The 15,050-nt window shown below is 50.5% G+C and carries 14 protein-coding genes; 7 read left to right on the top strand and 7 right to left on the bottom strand.

All coding sequences use genetic code 11. From position 1 onward, the window contains the following. Positions 1 to 39: 39 nt before the first annotated feature. Entirely contained in the window at positions 40 to 972 is a 933-nt protein-coding gene (locus KHQ09_RS08975; RefSeq protein ID WP_075655794.1) for a DMT family transporter, read from the bottom strand. Between the two features lie 445 nt (positions 973 to 1,417). Here KHQ09_RS08975 and parE point away from each other — a divergent pair, with 445 nt between their 5' ends. Beyond that, positions 1,418 to 3,619: a DNA topoisomerase IV subunit B gene (gene parE, locus KHQ09_RS08970; RefSeq protein WP_213597775.1), complete on the top strand. Its 2,202-nt coding sequence runs from the start codon at positions 1,418 to 1,420 to the stop codon at positions 3,617 to 3,619. Between the two features lie 285 nt (positions 3,620 to 3,904). Here parE and KHQ09_RS08965 read toward each other — a convergent pair whose 3' ends face one another. The 4 genes from KHQ09_RS08965 to gatC all read right to left on the bottom strand — a co-directional run bounded on the left by KHQ09_RS08965 (position 3,905) and on the right by gatC (position 7,604). Continuing rightward, positions 3,905 to 5,164: a Y-family DNA polymerase gene (locus tag KHQ09_RS08965; RefSeq protein WP_213597773.1), complete on the bottom strand. Its 1,260-nt coding sequence runs from the start codon at positions 5,162 to 5,164 to the stop codon at positions 3,905 to 3,907. A 64-nt stretch (positions 5,165 to 5,228) separates the two neighbouring features. After that, entirely contained in the window at positions 5,229 to 5,702 is a 474-nt protein-coding gene (locus KHQ09_RS08960) for a GNAT family N-acetyltransferase (protein ID WP_213597771.1), read from the bottom strand. Between the two features lie 6 nt (positions 5,703 to 5,708). Then, positions 5,709 to 7,190 (bottom strand): Asp-tRNA(Asn)/Glu-tRNA(Gln) amidotransferase subunit GatA, encoded by a 1,482-nt coding sequence (gatA, locus tag KHQ09_RS08955; protein WP_213597769.1) that lies wholly within the window; start codon positions 7,188 to 7,190, stop codon positions 5,709 to 5,711. A 126-nt stretch (positions 7,191 to 7,316) separates the two neighbouring features. Then, entirely contained in the window at positions 7,317 to 7,604 is a 288-nt protein-coding gene (gatC, locus tag KHQ09_RS08950) for an Asp-tRNA(Asn)/Glu-tRNA(Gln) amidotransferase subunit GatC (protein ID WP_022712301.1), read from the bottom strand. A 279-nt stretch (positions 7,605 to 7,883) separates the two neighbouring features. Between gatC and KHQ09_RS08945 the strand changes: the two genes are divergently transcribed. The 3 genes from KHQ09_RS08945 (at position 7,884) to KHQ09_RS08935 (ending at position 9,401) form a co-directional block, all read left to right on the top strand. Beyond that, on the top strand, positions 7,884 to 8,348 hold the full coding sequence (locus tag KHQ09_RS08945; RefSeq protein ID WP_213597767.1) for a hypothetical protein: 465 nt from the start codon (positions 7,884 to 7,886) through the stop codon (positions 8,346 to 8,348). Between the two features lie 12 nt (positions 8,349 to 8,360). After that, positions 8,361 to 8,846, top strand: a complete 486-nt coding sequence (locus tag KHQ09_RS08940; RefSeq protein WP_213597765.1) for a hypothetical protein — start codon at positions 8,361 to 8,363, stop codon at positions 8,844 to 8,846. A 75-nt stretch (positions 8,847 to 8,921) separates the two neighbouring features. Next, a complete protein-coding gene (locus tag KHQ09_RS08935; RefSeq protein WP_075655308.1) occupies positions 8,922 to 9,401 on the top strand; it encodes a hypothetical protein in 480 nt (159 codons plus the stop codon). 50 nt (positions 9,402 to 9,451) lie between these two features. On the opposite strand, the gene KHQ09_RS08930 is transcribed toward KHQ09_RS08935, so the two are convergent. Continuing rightward, complete coding sequence (locus KHQ09_RS08930; RefSeq protein ID WP_213597763.1) at positions 9,452 to 10,165, bottom strand: metal-dependent hydrolase; 714 nt, start codon at positions 10,163 to 10,165, stop codon at positions 9,452 to 9,454. A 99-nt stretch (positions 10,166 to 10,264) separates the two neighbouring features. Between KHQ09_RS08930 and ruvX the strand changes: the two genes are divergently transcribed. After that, positions 10,265 to 10,750 (top strand): Holliday junction resolvase RuvX, encoded by a 486-nt coding sequence (gene ruvX, locus KHQ09_RS08925; RefSeq protein WP_213597761.1) that lies wholly within the window; start codon positions 10,265 to 10,267, stop codon positions 10,748 to 10,750. Between the two features lie 30 nt (positions 10,751 to 10,780). Here the strand turns inward: ruvX and KHQ09_RS08920 are convergent, their stop codons facing one another. After that, positions 10,781 to 12,523 carry an acyl-CoA dehydrogenase family protein gene (locus KHQ09_RS08920; protein WP_213597759.1) on the bottom strand — a complete coding sequence of 581 codons (1,743 nt, stop codon included), beginning with the start codon at positions 12,521 to 12,523 and terminating at the stop codon, positions 10,781 to 10,783. Positions 12,524 to 12,741: 218 nt separating this feature from the next. Here KHQ09_RS08920 and KHQ09_RS08915 point away from each other — a divergent pair, with 218 nt between their 5' ends. After that, positions 12,742 to 13,716 carry an aspartate carbamoyltransferase catalytic subunit gene (locus tag KHQ09_RS08915; RefSeq protein ID WP_028233959.1) on the top strand — a complete coding sequence of 325 codons (975 nt, stop codon included), beginning with the start codon at positions 12,742 to 12,744 and terminating at the stop codon, positions 13,714 to 13,716. Further along, a complete protein-coding gene (locus KHQ09_RS08910; RefSeq protein ID WP_420801439.1) occupies positions 13,716 to 15,002 on the top strand; it encodes a dihydroorotase in 1,287 nt (428 codons plus the stop codon). The genes KHQ09_RS08915 and KHQ09_RS08910 overlap by 1 nt, the downstream gene beginning before the upstream one ends. Positions 15,003 to 15,050: the final 48 nt, after the last annotated feature.

Genomic DNA, 15,050 nt, shown 5'->3' with positions numbered 1-15,050 from the left:
TGATAAAGGCGGCTTTTGAGCCGCCTTTACTTTTTTCACTCATGCGGAAAGCATTGCCTTCTCCGCTTCCGCACTGCGCTTTTGCTCGCGGATGAAAACATAAATACCGGAACCGATAATAATGGCGATGCCGAACCATTTTGACAGGCTTGGGAAATCACCGAAGAAGATCAGCCCAACGGTCACGGCCATAACGATTTCGACATATTGAAATGGCGCAAGAATAGATGCCGGTGCCAGCTGAAATGCCTGCACTACCAGCAAATGTCCGCTGGCTGCAAAGACACCGATCATGATCAGCATAAACCACGGGAACAGCGAGGTAGGCAACACAAATTGCAGATCGGGAATAGCCGCAGCCTCACCGAAGATCATAACAGCCAGCCCCATAATGCTGCCCCCGATACCGGCATAAAGCTGCATGACGACGGGACGCTCATTGAGGCCGAATTTACGGTTCAGCACCAGATAAACTGCAAACAGAAAAGCTGAAATCATCGGCAGAACCGATACCCAGCCAAACACGCTCCAGCTTGGCTGAATCACGATCACGGTTCCGAGCAGACCAACCAGCACGGCACTGAGACGACGCCAGCCCACCTTCTCATTAAGAAAAATCATAGAAAGAACTGTGAGAATGAGCGGTTCAACAAAGAACACGGCCAGCGCATCGGCCAACGGCATATATTTTACCGCCGTAAAAAAGCACAGGCTGCCGAGTGCAAGCAGACAGCCACGAAACAGATTGCCCCAGAGATGCTCTGTTTTAAGGCCAAGTCCGCGACTGAACAGGACAATTGCACCTAAGCTAATCAGCCCCTGCACAAAGAAACGCATGAAGCTGATGGTGGCAGGCGGAATATTCTCTTCCATTGCCAGCCATTTGCCGGTTGCATCCATAAGCGGCACAATAAGCATGGCACAGATCATCGTAATCATTCCGCGCACATGCGGCTGTAACCGGTCTTGCATTTTCATTCCCCTGCGGCAGAGCCGCCTTCATTTCATTCTCTGTTCTCATCACGGCTTATATGTTTAAGCAACCACTCTCTCCCGCCCCTTGTCTGATTGTGCCAAACCGTCACCATAAGGACACAGAGCCCGCTATGCTGTCGCGGATTGGTTCCAGCATGATTTGACAATTCCGATATAATTGTTCAAACAAAATAAATCTGCGGAAAAGTCAGGATTACCGGCATTTAAACAGGAACGTAAAGAGAACCTTTATCGCTTTAGCGATATAAACATGCCAAACTATCTGTGATTCGATTTTCCGTAATTCCGAAGCGGTTCCGGTTTTCCTGAAACAGAAAATCCGTTTCGTAACTTTGTTTTCCCGCATTTATGCGAAGCTGAAGCATTCTTTCAGCAGCAAAATGCTCCGTATCTATTTGAACGAACAGGCCAGCCATTTCACATGGATAATAGCGACGATCTTTTTTCGAATATTCTCAGCAATGCACGCGGACGTCAGGCGATACAGTCTGAATCTCCGGTCAGTGTTGCCGAAACTGTTTCGTCTCCTCTTGAGCCTGCACCTGTTGCAAAGCCAGCAGCAGAGTTGCGCCCTGCTCCTGCCGTGAAACCTGCTGTCGTTGAACCTGCTCCAAAACCTGTCGCAGAGCTTCGCCCCGCTCCGACTTCTGCACCTGTCGCGGAACTCCGTTCTGCTCCGGCAAGTTCCGATGGCAGCGATTATAACGCCTCCGCCATTCGTGTTCTTGAAGGGCTGGAGCCGGTACGCTTACGTCCGGGCATGTATATCGGTGGTACCGACGAAAAAGCACTGCACCATTTGTTTGCCGAAGTCATCGACAATGCGATGGACGAAGCTGTTGCCGGTCACGCCAATTTCATTGATGTTAATCTCGATGCTGAAGGCTTTCTGACTGTCAGCGATAACGGCCGCGGTATTCCGGTTGAAAACCACCCGCAGGTGCCGGGCAAATCCACGCTTGAAGTGATTATGACCAAGCTTCACGCGGGTGGTAAATTTGACGGCAAGGCCTATGAAACCTCCGGCGGTCTGCACGGCGTTGGTGTTTCCGTGGTCAATGCACTGTCCGACTTGCTGGAAGTCGAAGTGGCGCGTGCCCGTCGTCTCTATCGTCTGCGCTTTTCGCGCGGCCTGCCATTGGGCGATCTGGAAGAACTGGGCGAAGTGCATAACCGCCGTGGTACGCGTGTTCGCTTCCATCCCGATCCGGATATTTTCGGTAAGAATGCGAAATTTGATCCTGAGCGCCTTTACCGCATGGCACGCTCAAAAGCCTATCTGTTCGGCGGCGTTGAAATTCGCTGGTCTTGCGACCCGTCTTTGCTCGATCCAAAAAAAGGCATTCCGGAAAAAGCTGTTTTCCATTTTCCGGGTGGTCTGAAGGACTTCCTCGCCGCCTCGCTCGGCAAAGAATTTATGGTCACCAGAGAGATTTTCTCCGGCAAGACTGAAAAACAAGGCGGTCACGGTGCCGTTGAATGGGCGATTGCATGGTATGGCGGCGACAGTTTCGTCCATTCCTATTGTAACACCATTCCGACCGGTGAAGGCGGTACGCATGAAGCGGGTCTGCGTCTGGCGCTTACACGCGGTCTCAAGGCCTATGCGGAACTGACCAATAATAAACGCGCTTCGGTGATTACCACTGATGACGTGATGATTTCTGCCGCCGGTATGATGTCAGTTTTCATTCGCGAACCGGAATTTGTCGGTCAGACCAAGGACAAGCTGGCAACAGTTGAAGCGCAGCGCATCGTGGAAAATGCGATCCGCGATCCGTTCGATCACTGGCTGGCAGCCTCGCCGCAGGAAGCCTCGAAACTGCTCGACTGGGTGGTTGAGCGTGCGGAAGAGCGCCTGCGCCGCCGTCAGGAAAAAGAAACCACCCGCAAGACTGCAACACGAAAATTGCGTCTGCCGGGCAAGCTGGCTGACTGCTCGCAGAATTCGGCTGCCGGTGCGGAATTATTCATCGTTGAGGGTGACTCGGCGGGCGGCTCTGCAAAACAAGCGCGTAACCGAACCAATCAGGCGATCTTGCCGCTGCGCGGTAAAATCCTCAACGTGGCCAGTGCCGGCCGTGACAAGCTGACAGCCAACCAGCAGATCGGTGATCTGGTGCAGGCACTCGGTTGCGGCACACGCAAGAATTATCGTGAAGATGATCTGCGTTATGACCGCATCATCATCATGACCGATGCTGACGTCGATGGTGCGCATATTGCTTCACTACTCATCACTTTCTTCTATCAGGAAATGCCGCAGCTGATTACCGGCGGGCATCTCTATCTCGCTGTGCCACCGCTTTACCGTCTTAGTCAGGGTGGCAAAGTTGCCTATGCCCGCGATGATGCGCATAAAGATGAGTTGATGCGCACCGTGTTTACCGGCAAAGGCAAGATCGAAATCGGCCGCTTTAAGGGTCTTGGCGAAATGCGTGCCGACCAGCTTAAAGAAACGACCATGGATCCGAAGAAACGTACTTTGCTGCGCGTGGATCTGGTGGAAGATGAAAACGGTTCGACCAAATCTACGGTAGATGACCTGATGGGCACCAAGCCGGAAGCTCGCTTCCGCTTCATTCAGGAAAATGCTGAATTCGTTCAGGAGCTGGATATTTAATGAAATGAAAAAGCCGGTGACAACACCGGCTTTTTTTATGGAACATTTCCGGTTCGTTCTGAAACAGAAGAAATGCTCTATTATTTTATCCGTATTTTTCTCAATGAAAAACAAGACAAGAACTCAGTCTGGCAACCTGATTTCCAAGTGTAGACGCTTTCCACTTTTGGGAATGCGCACGGTGTCTGATAGCAGGACATATCAGCCAATAAATCGCCTTGGTTATTCTCTTCCTTGAATACCAACCGCAATGGGTATTTGAGCTATTTCAAACTTCAATAACGCTCAATAATCATCCAGATCAGGAATGCGGCCAAAAGCGATTTTACCGCCGATATAAGAGCCGGGGGCAATAGATGGTCCGAGGCTCAGAACATCCGAACCGAATTGTTTGCGCACGCGGTCAAGCGTATCTGAAACCTGTTCCCAGCGCTGCTGACGCTGCTTGTCTTGCGGCTCATCAAACAAGTCGTGACTGTCGACCACCTCACCGGACAGATGATGCAGATAAATATGCACATTCTTGACCTGCCGGAAATCAGCCTTGCGAAACGAAGGGTGCATGAGCAGTCGCCTGTGCAACTGTGAGAGACAGGTGAGAAAACAATGATCGTCCCGTGACGGCGGGAACACACCTTCAACCGAGACGGATTCCTGCCCCTTGATCCGCCAGCCATAGACCAGAGCACCGGCGCGATAATGTTCTTTACGCAAACGGCGCGAGGCACTCATACAGAGCAGCCGCGCGCATTGCAGAATTTTATCGGGCTGACGCCAGTCCCGTGGCAGCACACGACCATGGCCAAACATACGGCGATGCGTTTCCTGTTTCTCCACCGCATAGCCATGCAATCCAGCGATGAAACGCTCCCCCTCAACACTATTCCAGATCGCCCGACCTTGTTTCGGGCTGATCTTCCAGAGCTCTTCAACCGTCGTAATACCGGAGCGCAGCAGGCGTGCTTCCACACCGGCGGCAATGCCCGGAAGGTCACGTAGTTTCAGCTCCAGAAAGCGATGAGGAATATCTTCCGGCCGCACAATCACCAACCCGTCCGGCTTGTCAATTTCCGCTGCGATCTTGGCCAGTAGCTCATTGGGAGCAACGCCTATAGAACAGGTCAGTGCTGAGCCTAGCTTTTCACGCAATGCCGCTTTAATCGCCAGTCCCAAAGCCTCTGCCTGTCGGGACTCCGACGGCAGCAAGCGGCAAACCAGTTCATCAATGGAGCGCACGCTGCCTATCGGCAGCACCGTATCAATAATATCCAGTATTTTGTGATGTAGTTTGACATATTCATCCGGCCGCGCTTCCACAATCGCAATCTCAGGACAGATTGCCCGTGCCTCACGTACCGATGTGCCGGTTTTCAGACCAAGTTTCTTGGCCTCTTTGCTAGCCGCGATCAGGCCGGTAAATTCGCTGGCATGAGGCACAACGCCCACCGGCCTGCCCTGCAAAGCAGGATTCATCTGCTGCTCGGCACTGGCAAAAAAACTGTCAAAATCGAGATAAAGCCGTTCCGGCAGATCAGGTTTACGCATGGTATTTGTTCCGCAACTATCGCAGAACAAAATAGGAACATTAAATGATTTTGGCAAGCCTGAATTACAGATCAGCCTGCATTTTCACCTTTTCCACAACCCGCGCCAGACTGGCTGACCATTCTTCATAGCGGCGGATAATTCGAAAGCCGCATTTCTCATAAAGCTTTATTGCAGGTAAATTGCGTGCATGGGTGCCGATTTCCGCAGTCTGAAATCCGAGCATAACAATTTGTGCCAGCAATGCATCAACCAGCAATGTACCGATGCCCTGCCCGTGATGCGCCGGATCCACCCAGATATCAGATACATAGTTCTGATTGGTATCGCGTGCGCCCCAGCCGCAAATCACGCCATCCTGTTCAGCGACGAGAATATAATCCAGATAATCCTGCGCTGAATGCAAAAAAGCCAGTTCAGCGCGTCTGCGCTGATCCGGCTCTTCTGTTTCATGACTGAATATGTGGGAAGCCCATGCATCAGCTCCGATACGGGCAATCATCGCCAGATCAGCGTTTGTTGCCTGCCGGAGCTGCATGCGGTGTTACCACCAGCGTTTAGGCGCGAACTGGCCTGCAGCCTGCTCAATCACATGAGCTGCCTGAAACAGTGCTTCTTCCTCAAACGGACGACCAATCAGCTGGAGACCGAGCGGCAGACCATTTTCGGACAGACCGGCAGGTACGGAAATACCCGGCAGGCCAGCCATGTTCACAGTAACGGTGAAGATATCATTGAGATACATTTTCACCGGATCAGCGGCCAGTTCCTTGTCGCCCAGCTTGAAGGCCGCGGATGGCGTTGCTGGTGTCAGGATTGCATCCACACCGGCAGCAAACACATCTTCAAAGTCTTTCTTAATCAGCGTGCGGATTTTCTGCGCCTTGACGTAATAGGCGTCATAATAACCGGCTGACAGCACATAAGTGCCGATCATGATGCGGCGTTTGACTTCCTTGCCGAAACCTTCCGCGCGGGTGTTTTCGTACATTTCAACAATGTCTTTACCCGGTACACGCAGGCCGTAACGAACGCCGTCATAACGTGCGAGGTTCGACGATGCTTCGGCCGGAGCCACGATGTAATAAACAGCCAGTGCCTGCTCGGTATGCGGCAGCGAAATGTCAACAACTTCCGCACCGGCATCTTTCAGCCACTGAACGCCCTGCGCCCAGAGTTTTTCGATTTCTGCCGGCATACCGTCAATGCGATATTCACGCGGAATACCGATTTTCATGCCTTTTACGGATTTGCCAAGGGCTGCTTCATAATCAGGAACCGGCAGATCGACAGAAGTCGTGTCTTTCAGATCAACTGAAGCCATGGATTTCAGCAGAATTGCGCTGTCACGCACATCACGGGCAATCGGGCCTGCCTGATCGAGTGAAGATGCAAAAGCAATTGTACCCCAGCGGGAAACGCGACCATAAGTCGGCTTGATACCAACAGTACCGGTGAAAGCCGCAGGCTGACGGATCGAACCACCGGTATCGGTTGCAGTTGCACCGGCGCACAGGCGTGCAGCCACAGCCGCAGCAGAACCACCGGAAGAACCGCCCGGAACCAGCTTCTCTTCCGAGCCTTCTGCGCGCCAAGGGCTGACCACAGGACCGTAATAGGAGGTTTCATTGGATGAGCCCATTGCGAACTCATCCATATTCAGCTTGCCGAGCATAACCGCACCATCTGCCCAGAGATTGGCAGTAACAGTCGATTCATAATCCGGCTTGAAGCCATCGAGAATATGCGAACAGGCCTGCGTATGATCGCCTTTGGTCGCGAACAGGTCTTTTACGCCCAGCGGAATACCTTCCAGCGCACCGGCTTCACCTTTTGCCAGACGTTCATCCGAAACCTTGGCCATCGAACGAGCCTTATCATGGGTAACGCTGACATAGGCGTTGATCGCACCATTCGCTTCATCAATCGCCTTGAGATAGGCATCGGCCAGTTCGGTTGCGGTAAAGGCTTTGGCCTTCAGCTTGTCACGCGCCTCGGCAATGGTGAGTGCGGTTAAATCAGTCATTCTATCAATCCTGTTCAGGGCTTTTCATGTGCTGTCCGCACCGTTTCAAAAACCGGACTTCGCGTCGGGAGCAGTTACAGCTCATATTGAAACAGGAAACAGCAGTCGGATGGATCAGGGCGGGGATTATTCGATAACTTTTGGCACCATGAAGAAGTTTTCTTCGGTGATTGGTGCATTAGATACGATTTCCGAAGCGATATTGCCGTCAGATACCTTGTCTTCACGCAGACGCATGGCGGTCGGAATAACTGAGGTCATCGGCTCCACGCCATCGACATTCACGCTGTCGAGCGATTGCACAAAGCCCAGAATAACATTGAGTTCACCGGTCATTTTCTCGGCTTGTTCTTCATTGACCGCAATACGGGCAAGATGCGCAACGCGCTTGACTGTAGTTAAATCGACGGACATGTCGTTCTCCGATAAATGCGAAAATGCGGTGATCGCTGCCGGTCGTCCGGCATGAATACAGCCCGCAAGGAATTTCTCTTATTCCGGCTATAACCCTGCACCCGCTCAAGTGCAATATTGGCGATGCATTAAAGCACACACCATGATGCGAATTCATCCCCCCTGCGCCAGCTTAGCTCACCTCAGAAAAGAGGAGTGAGACCTGTCAAATAAATCAGGCGATACATCTGAAAATGTAATTTAATATCATTGAAAATAAATTCTTCCCGAGGAAGTCGTATGTTCTTGTTCACTCTAAGCCCTAAAAATGCAGAAGATTTTTACATAAAGGCACAAGCACTCATTGAGAATGATAATGTATATTCACTTATACTAGCTCCAATACAAAATCCTTCCGAAATACTTAGCAGTCACACTTTATTTACTCACTCTGCACAACGTCCACGGAGCCGTCACCCTGCTCAGGAGAGCTTTGATGCCTCCTTATTTTATCATGCAGATAGCAACGGTTTTCTCGCCTTAGGAAATAACAATGACCATGCTCCAGCTGCAATCAACCGCGCCCTCACCCCACAAACAGCACCGAAATTTCACATCACAAAAACAACAGACAATTACTACACGATACACACAACAAAAGAAAATATAAAATATTATTTATATTTCAACAACTTAACCAATGAGATAAATTTTTTAAATTACATCAATGATGATAAATATTTATGGATTATAAATCCTCATTAGAAGAGGCAACTTATGTTAATATTTAGTATACGTCCAATGTCATATCCAAATAAATACCTTTCTGTAAATACAGATAGACCATTTTTTGGCGGATATTATTTAACTGTAGCAAAAACAAAAGATCAAAAATCGATATCCTTCACATCAACTCAGTCAATTATAAACAATGAAATTACAGGTACTCCATCCTTGCACTACAATCCTGGAGAAAATTCATTTTTATATTTTAAACCTGCTTTAGATACATACGGAGCAATAATTGCCGTTGCAGAAAATTCAGTCGAACCATCTATACTTTCAAAACTTTACATCAATATGATTAATATAAGTACATGCTATATTTACGTACACACAGCAAACAGTGACCCAGCAATTGATTACCCAAACACATACGTCTTATCCTATCATGCAGCAGAGGATAAAGTTTATTTTTCTAAAAGCCCTCTTTATCCAAATGAAAAAATCTGGCTCATAGATATATACCCGCAACATGACTAGCACTGAAAAAAATAACAGCTAATAATATTTTTTAAATATGCCAAAATAAAAACGCAACATTTGAAAGGATGTAAGATGTTTTTATTTAGCTTCAAACCATTTTCATACAACAATCCAAATATAGTTACAGATACAACAAATCCAATTACGGATCCAGTATACAGCGGATACAAATTAACCACAAATCCAACACTGGATTACAGCACAATTGACTACACAAATTCAAATAATATTACAGACATAACAGCTACAAACGAGTTTACATCAGTATTTTACAGTCCGAAGTATGAAGGCTTTATACAAGCACTCGCTGCAACAGCAACCCCAGGCGGCAGTATTGATGTTGGATTGGTTACGAATGTTACGCCGGCACTCGCAACGAAATTTATCATTAAGAGAAAAAGCGCAACAATTTTTAAAATTTCAACTACAATAAATAATAACAAATTTAATTTATGCTACACATCTGATCTTGGTGTATTTCTTAGCAACGACATAGATTATGACGTTGAATCTGTCTGGGCTGTTAGTTTTTATATTGAAAATCCATCTTAACACCAATGATCAAGCTCCCCATTAACTTGATAAATGGGGAGTATTTGCTATCAAACTACCAAACTACCACCGACTTCCAGAACCTTAACTTCCGTGGAGGTCTTCTCCATACCGTGTACAAAATCATCTGCTGTTGCATCCAGCAGGCCGAATGTACCGAAATGGCAAGGAATGGCTGTTTTGAGCGCAGGGAAATAACGCTGACAGGCCAATGCGGCCACTGCGCCACCCATGGTAAAGCGGTCACCGACCGGCACCAGAGCAATCTCCGGCTGATGCAATTCATTAATCAGCGCCATATCGGAGAAAATATCCGTATCCCCCATATGATAAAGCACCGGTGCGCCCTCATCATCAAAATGGAACACCAAGCCATTGGCATTACCAAGCGAATGGGAAATACCGTCTTCCGTCAAACTTGCGGAAGAATGCAGCGCATTGACGAATGTTACAGAAAATCCGTTGTGAAAAACTGTACCACCGGTATTCGTCGGATCGACTTTTTCCACGCCGCGATACTCCAGCCAGTCACAAAGATCAGCATTAGCGATAATTGTTGCGCCTGTTTCTTTTGCGATGCGAATAGTGTCGCCGACGTGATCGCCGTGGCCGTGTGTCAGTGCAATATGCGTCACGCCTTTGGTCACTTCAGCAAAATCCAAAGCGGAACCGGTCGGGCTCTGACTGATAAAAGGATCGATCAGAATTACCGCCTGCGAAGTTTCAACGCGGAAAGCAGAATGGCCGAGCCAGGTGATTTTCATGATATTCCCTTTGCCGATGCATATTGTTATAGGCACAGTTAGAATGCACTGCGCTGTCTTTGCAATATAGTATGACATTACCGGATCAGGAAACGAGATATGGCTGTATCAACAATTGAAGAGCTTGCGGCAAGCCTGAGCTATGGTCAGCTGGTTGCCGGTCTTGATCTGGGTACCAAAACCATCGGCATCGCTGTCTCTGATCTCGGACTTTCCTTCTCCCATCCGCGCCCCGTTCTGAAACGGCGCAAATTCACGCTGGATGCGCAGGAACTGCTGGAATTGCTGCAAAAAGAAAAAGTCGCTGCGGCTGTCATCGGTTTGCCGGTCAATATGGACGGCACAGAAGGCCCGCGTGTGCAGGCCACACGCGCATTTGTACGCAATATGGAAAAGCTCACCGATATTCCGTTTATCTATTGGGATGAGCGGCTTTCAACGGTCGCTGCAGAGCGCGCTTTGATCGGTATGGATGTTTCCCGCGCCAAACGGGCAGAGCGAATTGATTCCGCTGCCGCCTCATTCATTCTGCAAGGTGCTCTGGATCGACTTCACATGCTACGTCGTGACAGTGAGCAGGATTAGTCAGCCGTCCGTCAATGAGCCGGTTGCAGCTTATTCCTGCGGATAGAGTGCGTTGATAATGCCCAGCGCATCATGGCGGGCATCAATCATGCCATAAGTCGTACGCCACTGACCACCAAGGCGGGTTTCGATAAAGGCATCACCGATATCATCCGCTCCGAGTTCTTTCAGGCAGGCGGCACTGGCGGCCAGTGCCATCTGCTCGGTAAGCATCCGTGCTGCACCTTCATCGGTCATGGTTACTTGCATCGCAGCCCGCAATACGGCAACAGTGCCCTGACCGCGACGGCCAAGCTGCGTGCCAATCCATTCCAGCACATCGTCAAACAAACGCGGCGCGCGGTGGAGAACACGCACAATATCCAGCGCCATTACATTGCCGGAACCTTCCCAAATCGCATTGACCGGAGCTTCACGATAAAGCCGCGCCAGCGGATTTTCTTCGACATAACCATTGCCGCCGAGACATTCCATTGCTTCATAAAGCAGCGCCGGTGCGATTTTTGCCACCCAATATTTGACCACAGGTGTCATAACACGGGCAAAAGCAGCCTCCATACGATCATTGGCTGCCATGTCAAAAGCACGGGCAAGGCGCAGTGACAGAGCAGTAGCAGCCGCCACATCCAGTGACATATCCGCCAGAACACGCTGCATCAGCGGCTGATTGATCAGCGGTACACCGCCGACACTTCTGTGACGGGCATGATGAACAGCTTCACTCATACCGGCACGCATCAGACCGGCGGAGGCTACAGCACAATCCAGACGGGTCAGTGTCACCATATCAATAATGGTCTTCACACCCTGCCCCGGCTCTCCGACCATCTGGCCGAGCGCATTTTCAAACTGCACTTCAGAAGAGGCATTGGAGCGATTGCCGAGTTTGTCTTTCAAACGTTGGAATCGGAAGCCGTTGCCGCTGCCATCAGACAATAAACGCGGCACAAGGAAACAGGACAGGCCGGACTTATTGTCACCGGCAGCCTGTCCATTGGCCTGCGCCAGCACCATAAAGGCATCTGACATCGGCGCGGACATAAACCATTTATGGCCGTTGAGACGATAGACGCCATTACCCACATGATCGGCACGGGTGGTATTGGCACGCACATCGGTACCGCCCTGCTTTTCTGTCATGCCCATACCAAGCGTCAGACCGGCTTTTCTAACCGGCGGCTTGTTGGACGAGTCATATTTACGGGTCAGAATGCGCGGCGACCATTCATCATAAAGCGCCGGAGAGGTCATCAGCACTGCAAGTGATGCGCTTGTCATGGTCAGCGGGCATAGATGACCACATTCAAGCTGCGCAGTCAGATAAAAACGTGTCGCACGCGCCTGATGGCGACGACCTGCCTCAGGAGATTGCTGCGGGCTGTTTTCCCAGATGGATGAGTGCAGGCCATGCGCAACGGAACGGCGCATCAAAGCATGATAGGCCGGATGATATTCCACCTGATCAATGCGGTTGCCCTGACGGTCATGGGTTTGCAGGCGCGGCACTTCGGAATTGGCAAGGCGCGCCATTTCCTGCGCATCGGCAGATAAAACAAAACGGCCGGTCTGTTCGAGCTCTTTTTGCAGGCTTTCCGGAAAACGCGCTGCACATTGCAGCAGCAGCGGATCACTCAGATAAGCATTATATTGCGGAGCAGCCTGCCCGTTGAGATTTTTGATCACGGAATATGGAGACGTATCCGGCGCATAATTGGTGCGCTGCGGCGCCTGATTAGTTACTTCAGAAACGTCTGCAGGAGTGTTAACCGACATATTCCATCCATTTAGCCGGAGATTTCAGCCGCCGGTTTTAGTATTTAAAATCTATACACGAATCTCTAATATCCGCCTTGCGGTATTGTTTGCGGCAAAATTATAAATATCCCCTCAATAATCCGTTTTTCTCCACACTGTTTATTCGACAAAGCCGCAAAAGCATATATAAGGCCGCAAACAAGTTTCTCTGCAAACATTATATGGGAATAGCTGTGATGACAGAACAATCTCCCGCGCCTCTTTTTCCCCACCGCCATTTGCTCGGGATTAAAGGTCTTTCTCCTCTCGATATTACCACATTGCTGGATCTGGCAGACAGTGAAGTTGCGGTCTCCCGTCAGCCGGAAAAAAAGAAAACAATTCTAAGCGGTCGCACGCAGATTAATCTTTTCTTTGAAAACTCCACCCGTACCCAATCCTCCTTTGAACTTGCCGGTAAGCGCCTCGGCGCTGATGTGATGAATATGTCGGTCGGCAGCTCGTCGGTTAAAAAGGGTGAAACGCTGATTGATACGGCGATGACGCTCAATGCCATGCAGCCGGATATTCTGGTGATCCGCCATGCTTCTGCGGGTGCCGCAGCGCTTCTGGCGCAGAAAGTCGGTTGTTCGGTGGTCAATGCCGGTGACGGTGCCCATGAGCACCCCACACAGGCCCTACTCGATGCGCTGACCATCCGCCGCGCTAAAGGTAAAGTCGGTCGCCTGATCGTGGCAATCTGCGGCGATGTCCTGCATTCGCGTGTTGCCCGCTCCAATATTCTGCTGCTCAATGCGCTGGGCGCGCGGGTACGGGTGATTGCACCGTCTACCCTGCTGCCATCCGGCATTGAACAAATGGGCGTTGAAGTGTTCAACTCCATGAAAGAAGGCCTGAAAGACGCTGATGTGGTGATGATGCTGCGCCTGCAGCGCGAGCGTATGAGCGGCTCCTTCGTGCCGTCGGTGCGCGAATATTTCCACTTCTACGGGCTGGATAAAGAAAAGCTCAAATATGCCAAGCCGGACGCATTGGTGATGCATCCGGGCCCGATGAACCGTGGTGTAGAGATTGCCTCGGATATTGCTGACGGCCCGCAAAGCGTGATCCAGCAACAGGTGGAAATGGGCGTTGCCGTTCGCATGGCCGTCATGGAGGCCCTGCTTGATCCCCGACGCAATCCTGAAAATTTTAACGGTGTTGGAGCCTGATGATGAGCACTACAGTTTACACCAATGCCCGCATCATTGATCCTTCGCGCAATCTCGATGAAACCGGCACGCTGATCGTTCAGGACGGCATTATCGTCGCCAGCGGTGCGGATGCAAATAATCAGGGCACGCCGGAAGGCGCGGAAGTCATTGACCTTAACGGCAATGTGCTGATCCCGGGTCTGGTCGACAGCCGCGTTTTCATCGGCGAACCTGGCACAGAACATCGTGAAACTATCGCCTCGGCCAGTCAGGCTGCTGCTGCCGGTGGCGTAACCTCGATGATTATGATGCCGGATACTGATCCGGTGATTGATAATGTGGCGCTTGTAGAATTCGTGAAACGAACTGCCCGCGACACCGCCATTGTCAATGTGCATCCGGCTGCGGCCATCACCCGAGGTTTGCTGGGTGAGGAAATGACCGAAATGGGTCTGCTGCGCGAAGCCGGTGCGGTTGCCTTTACCGAAGGCCGCAAATCACTGGCCAATACGCTGCTGCTGCGCCGTGCGCTGACCTATGCCAAGGATTTCGGTGCGGTGATTGCCCATGAGACAATCGACCCTTATCTCGGCGGCGGTGCAATGAATAGCGGGCTTTATGCCAGCTGGCTCGGTCTTTCCGGTGCACCGCGCGAAGCAGAAGTCATTCCGCTGGAACGTGACCTGCGCTTAGCAAGCATGACCGGCGGCAATTATCACGCTGCGCAAATTTCCTGCGATATGTCGGCTCAGGTTCTGCGCCGCGCCAAGGAAACCAATGCAAAAGTCAGCGCTGCTGTTTCAATCAATCATTTATCGCTGAATGAAAATGATATCGGCGAATATCGCACATTCTTCCGTCTTTCGCCGCCGCTGCGCAATGAAGATGACCGACAGGCGATGATTGAAGCCGTTCGCAACGGTACGATTGATGTAATCGTCTCCGCGCATAATCCGCAGGATGTTGATACCAAACGTCTGCCTTTTGCCGATGCGGAAGCCGGTGCAATCGGACTGGAAACCCTGCTCGGGGCAGCATTGCGCCTCTACCACAATGACTCATTGAGCCTCTTGCGTCTGATCGAAGTGCTTTCCACCGCTCCGGCCAAACTCTATGGTCTGGATGCAGGCACTTTGAAAGTTGGTGCAAAAGCTGATTTCGCCGTGGTCGATCTTTATGAACCATGGGTCGTAAAGGCTGAAGAATTGCACTCGCTCTCGAAAAACAGCTCTTTTGAAGATGCTAAATTTCAGGGTCGCGTGATCCGTACCGTGGTCAGCGGCAAAACAGTCTTCGCATTATAAATATTGTTTTGGTGCGGATTTTATGCCTAATTTCTGCTGTCCGGTTGC

Source organism: Pseudochrobactrum algeriensis, from assembly GCF_018436245.1.
Classification (GTDB): domain Bacteria; phylum Pseudomonadota; class Alphaproteobacteria; order Rhizobiales; family Rhizobiaceae; genus Pseudochrobactrum; species Pseudochrobactrum saccharolyticum.
This window is presented reverse-complemented; position numbering and strand designations above follow the sequence as displayed.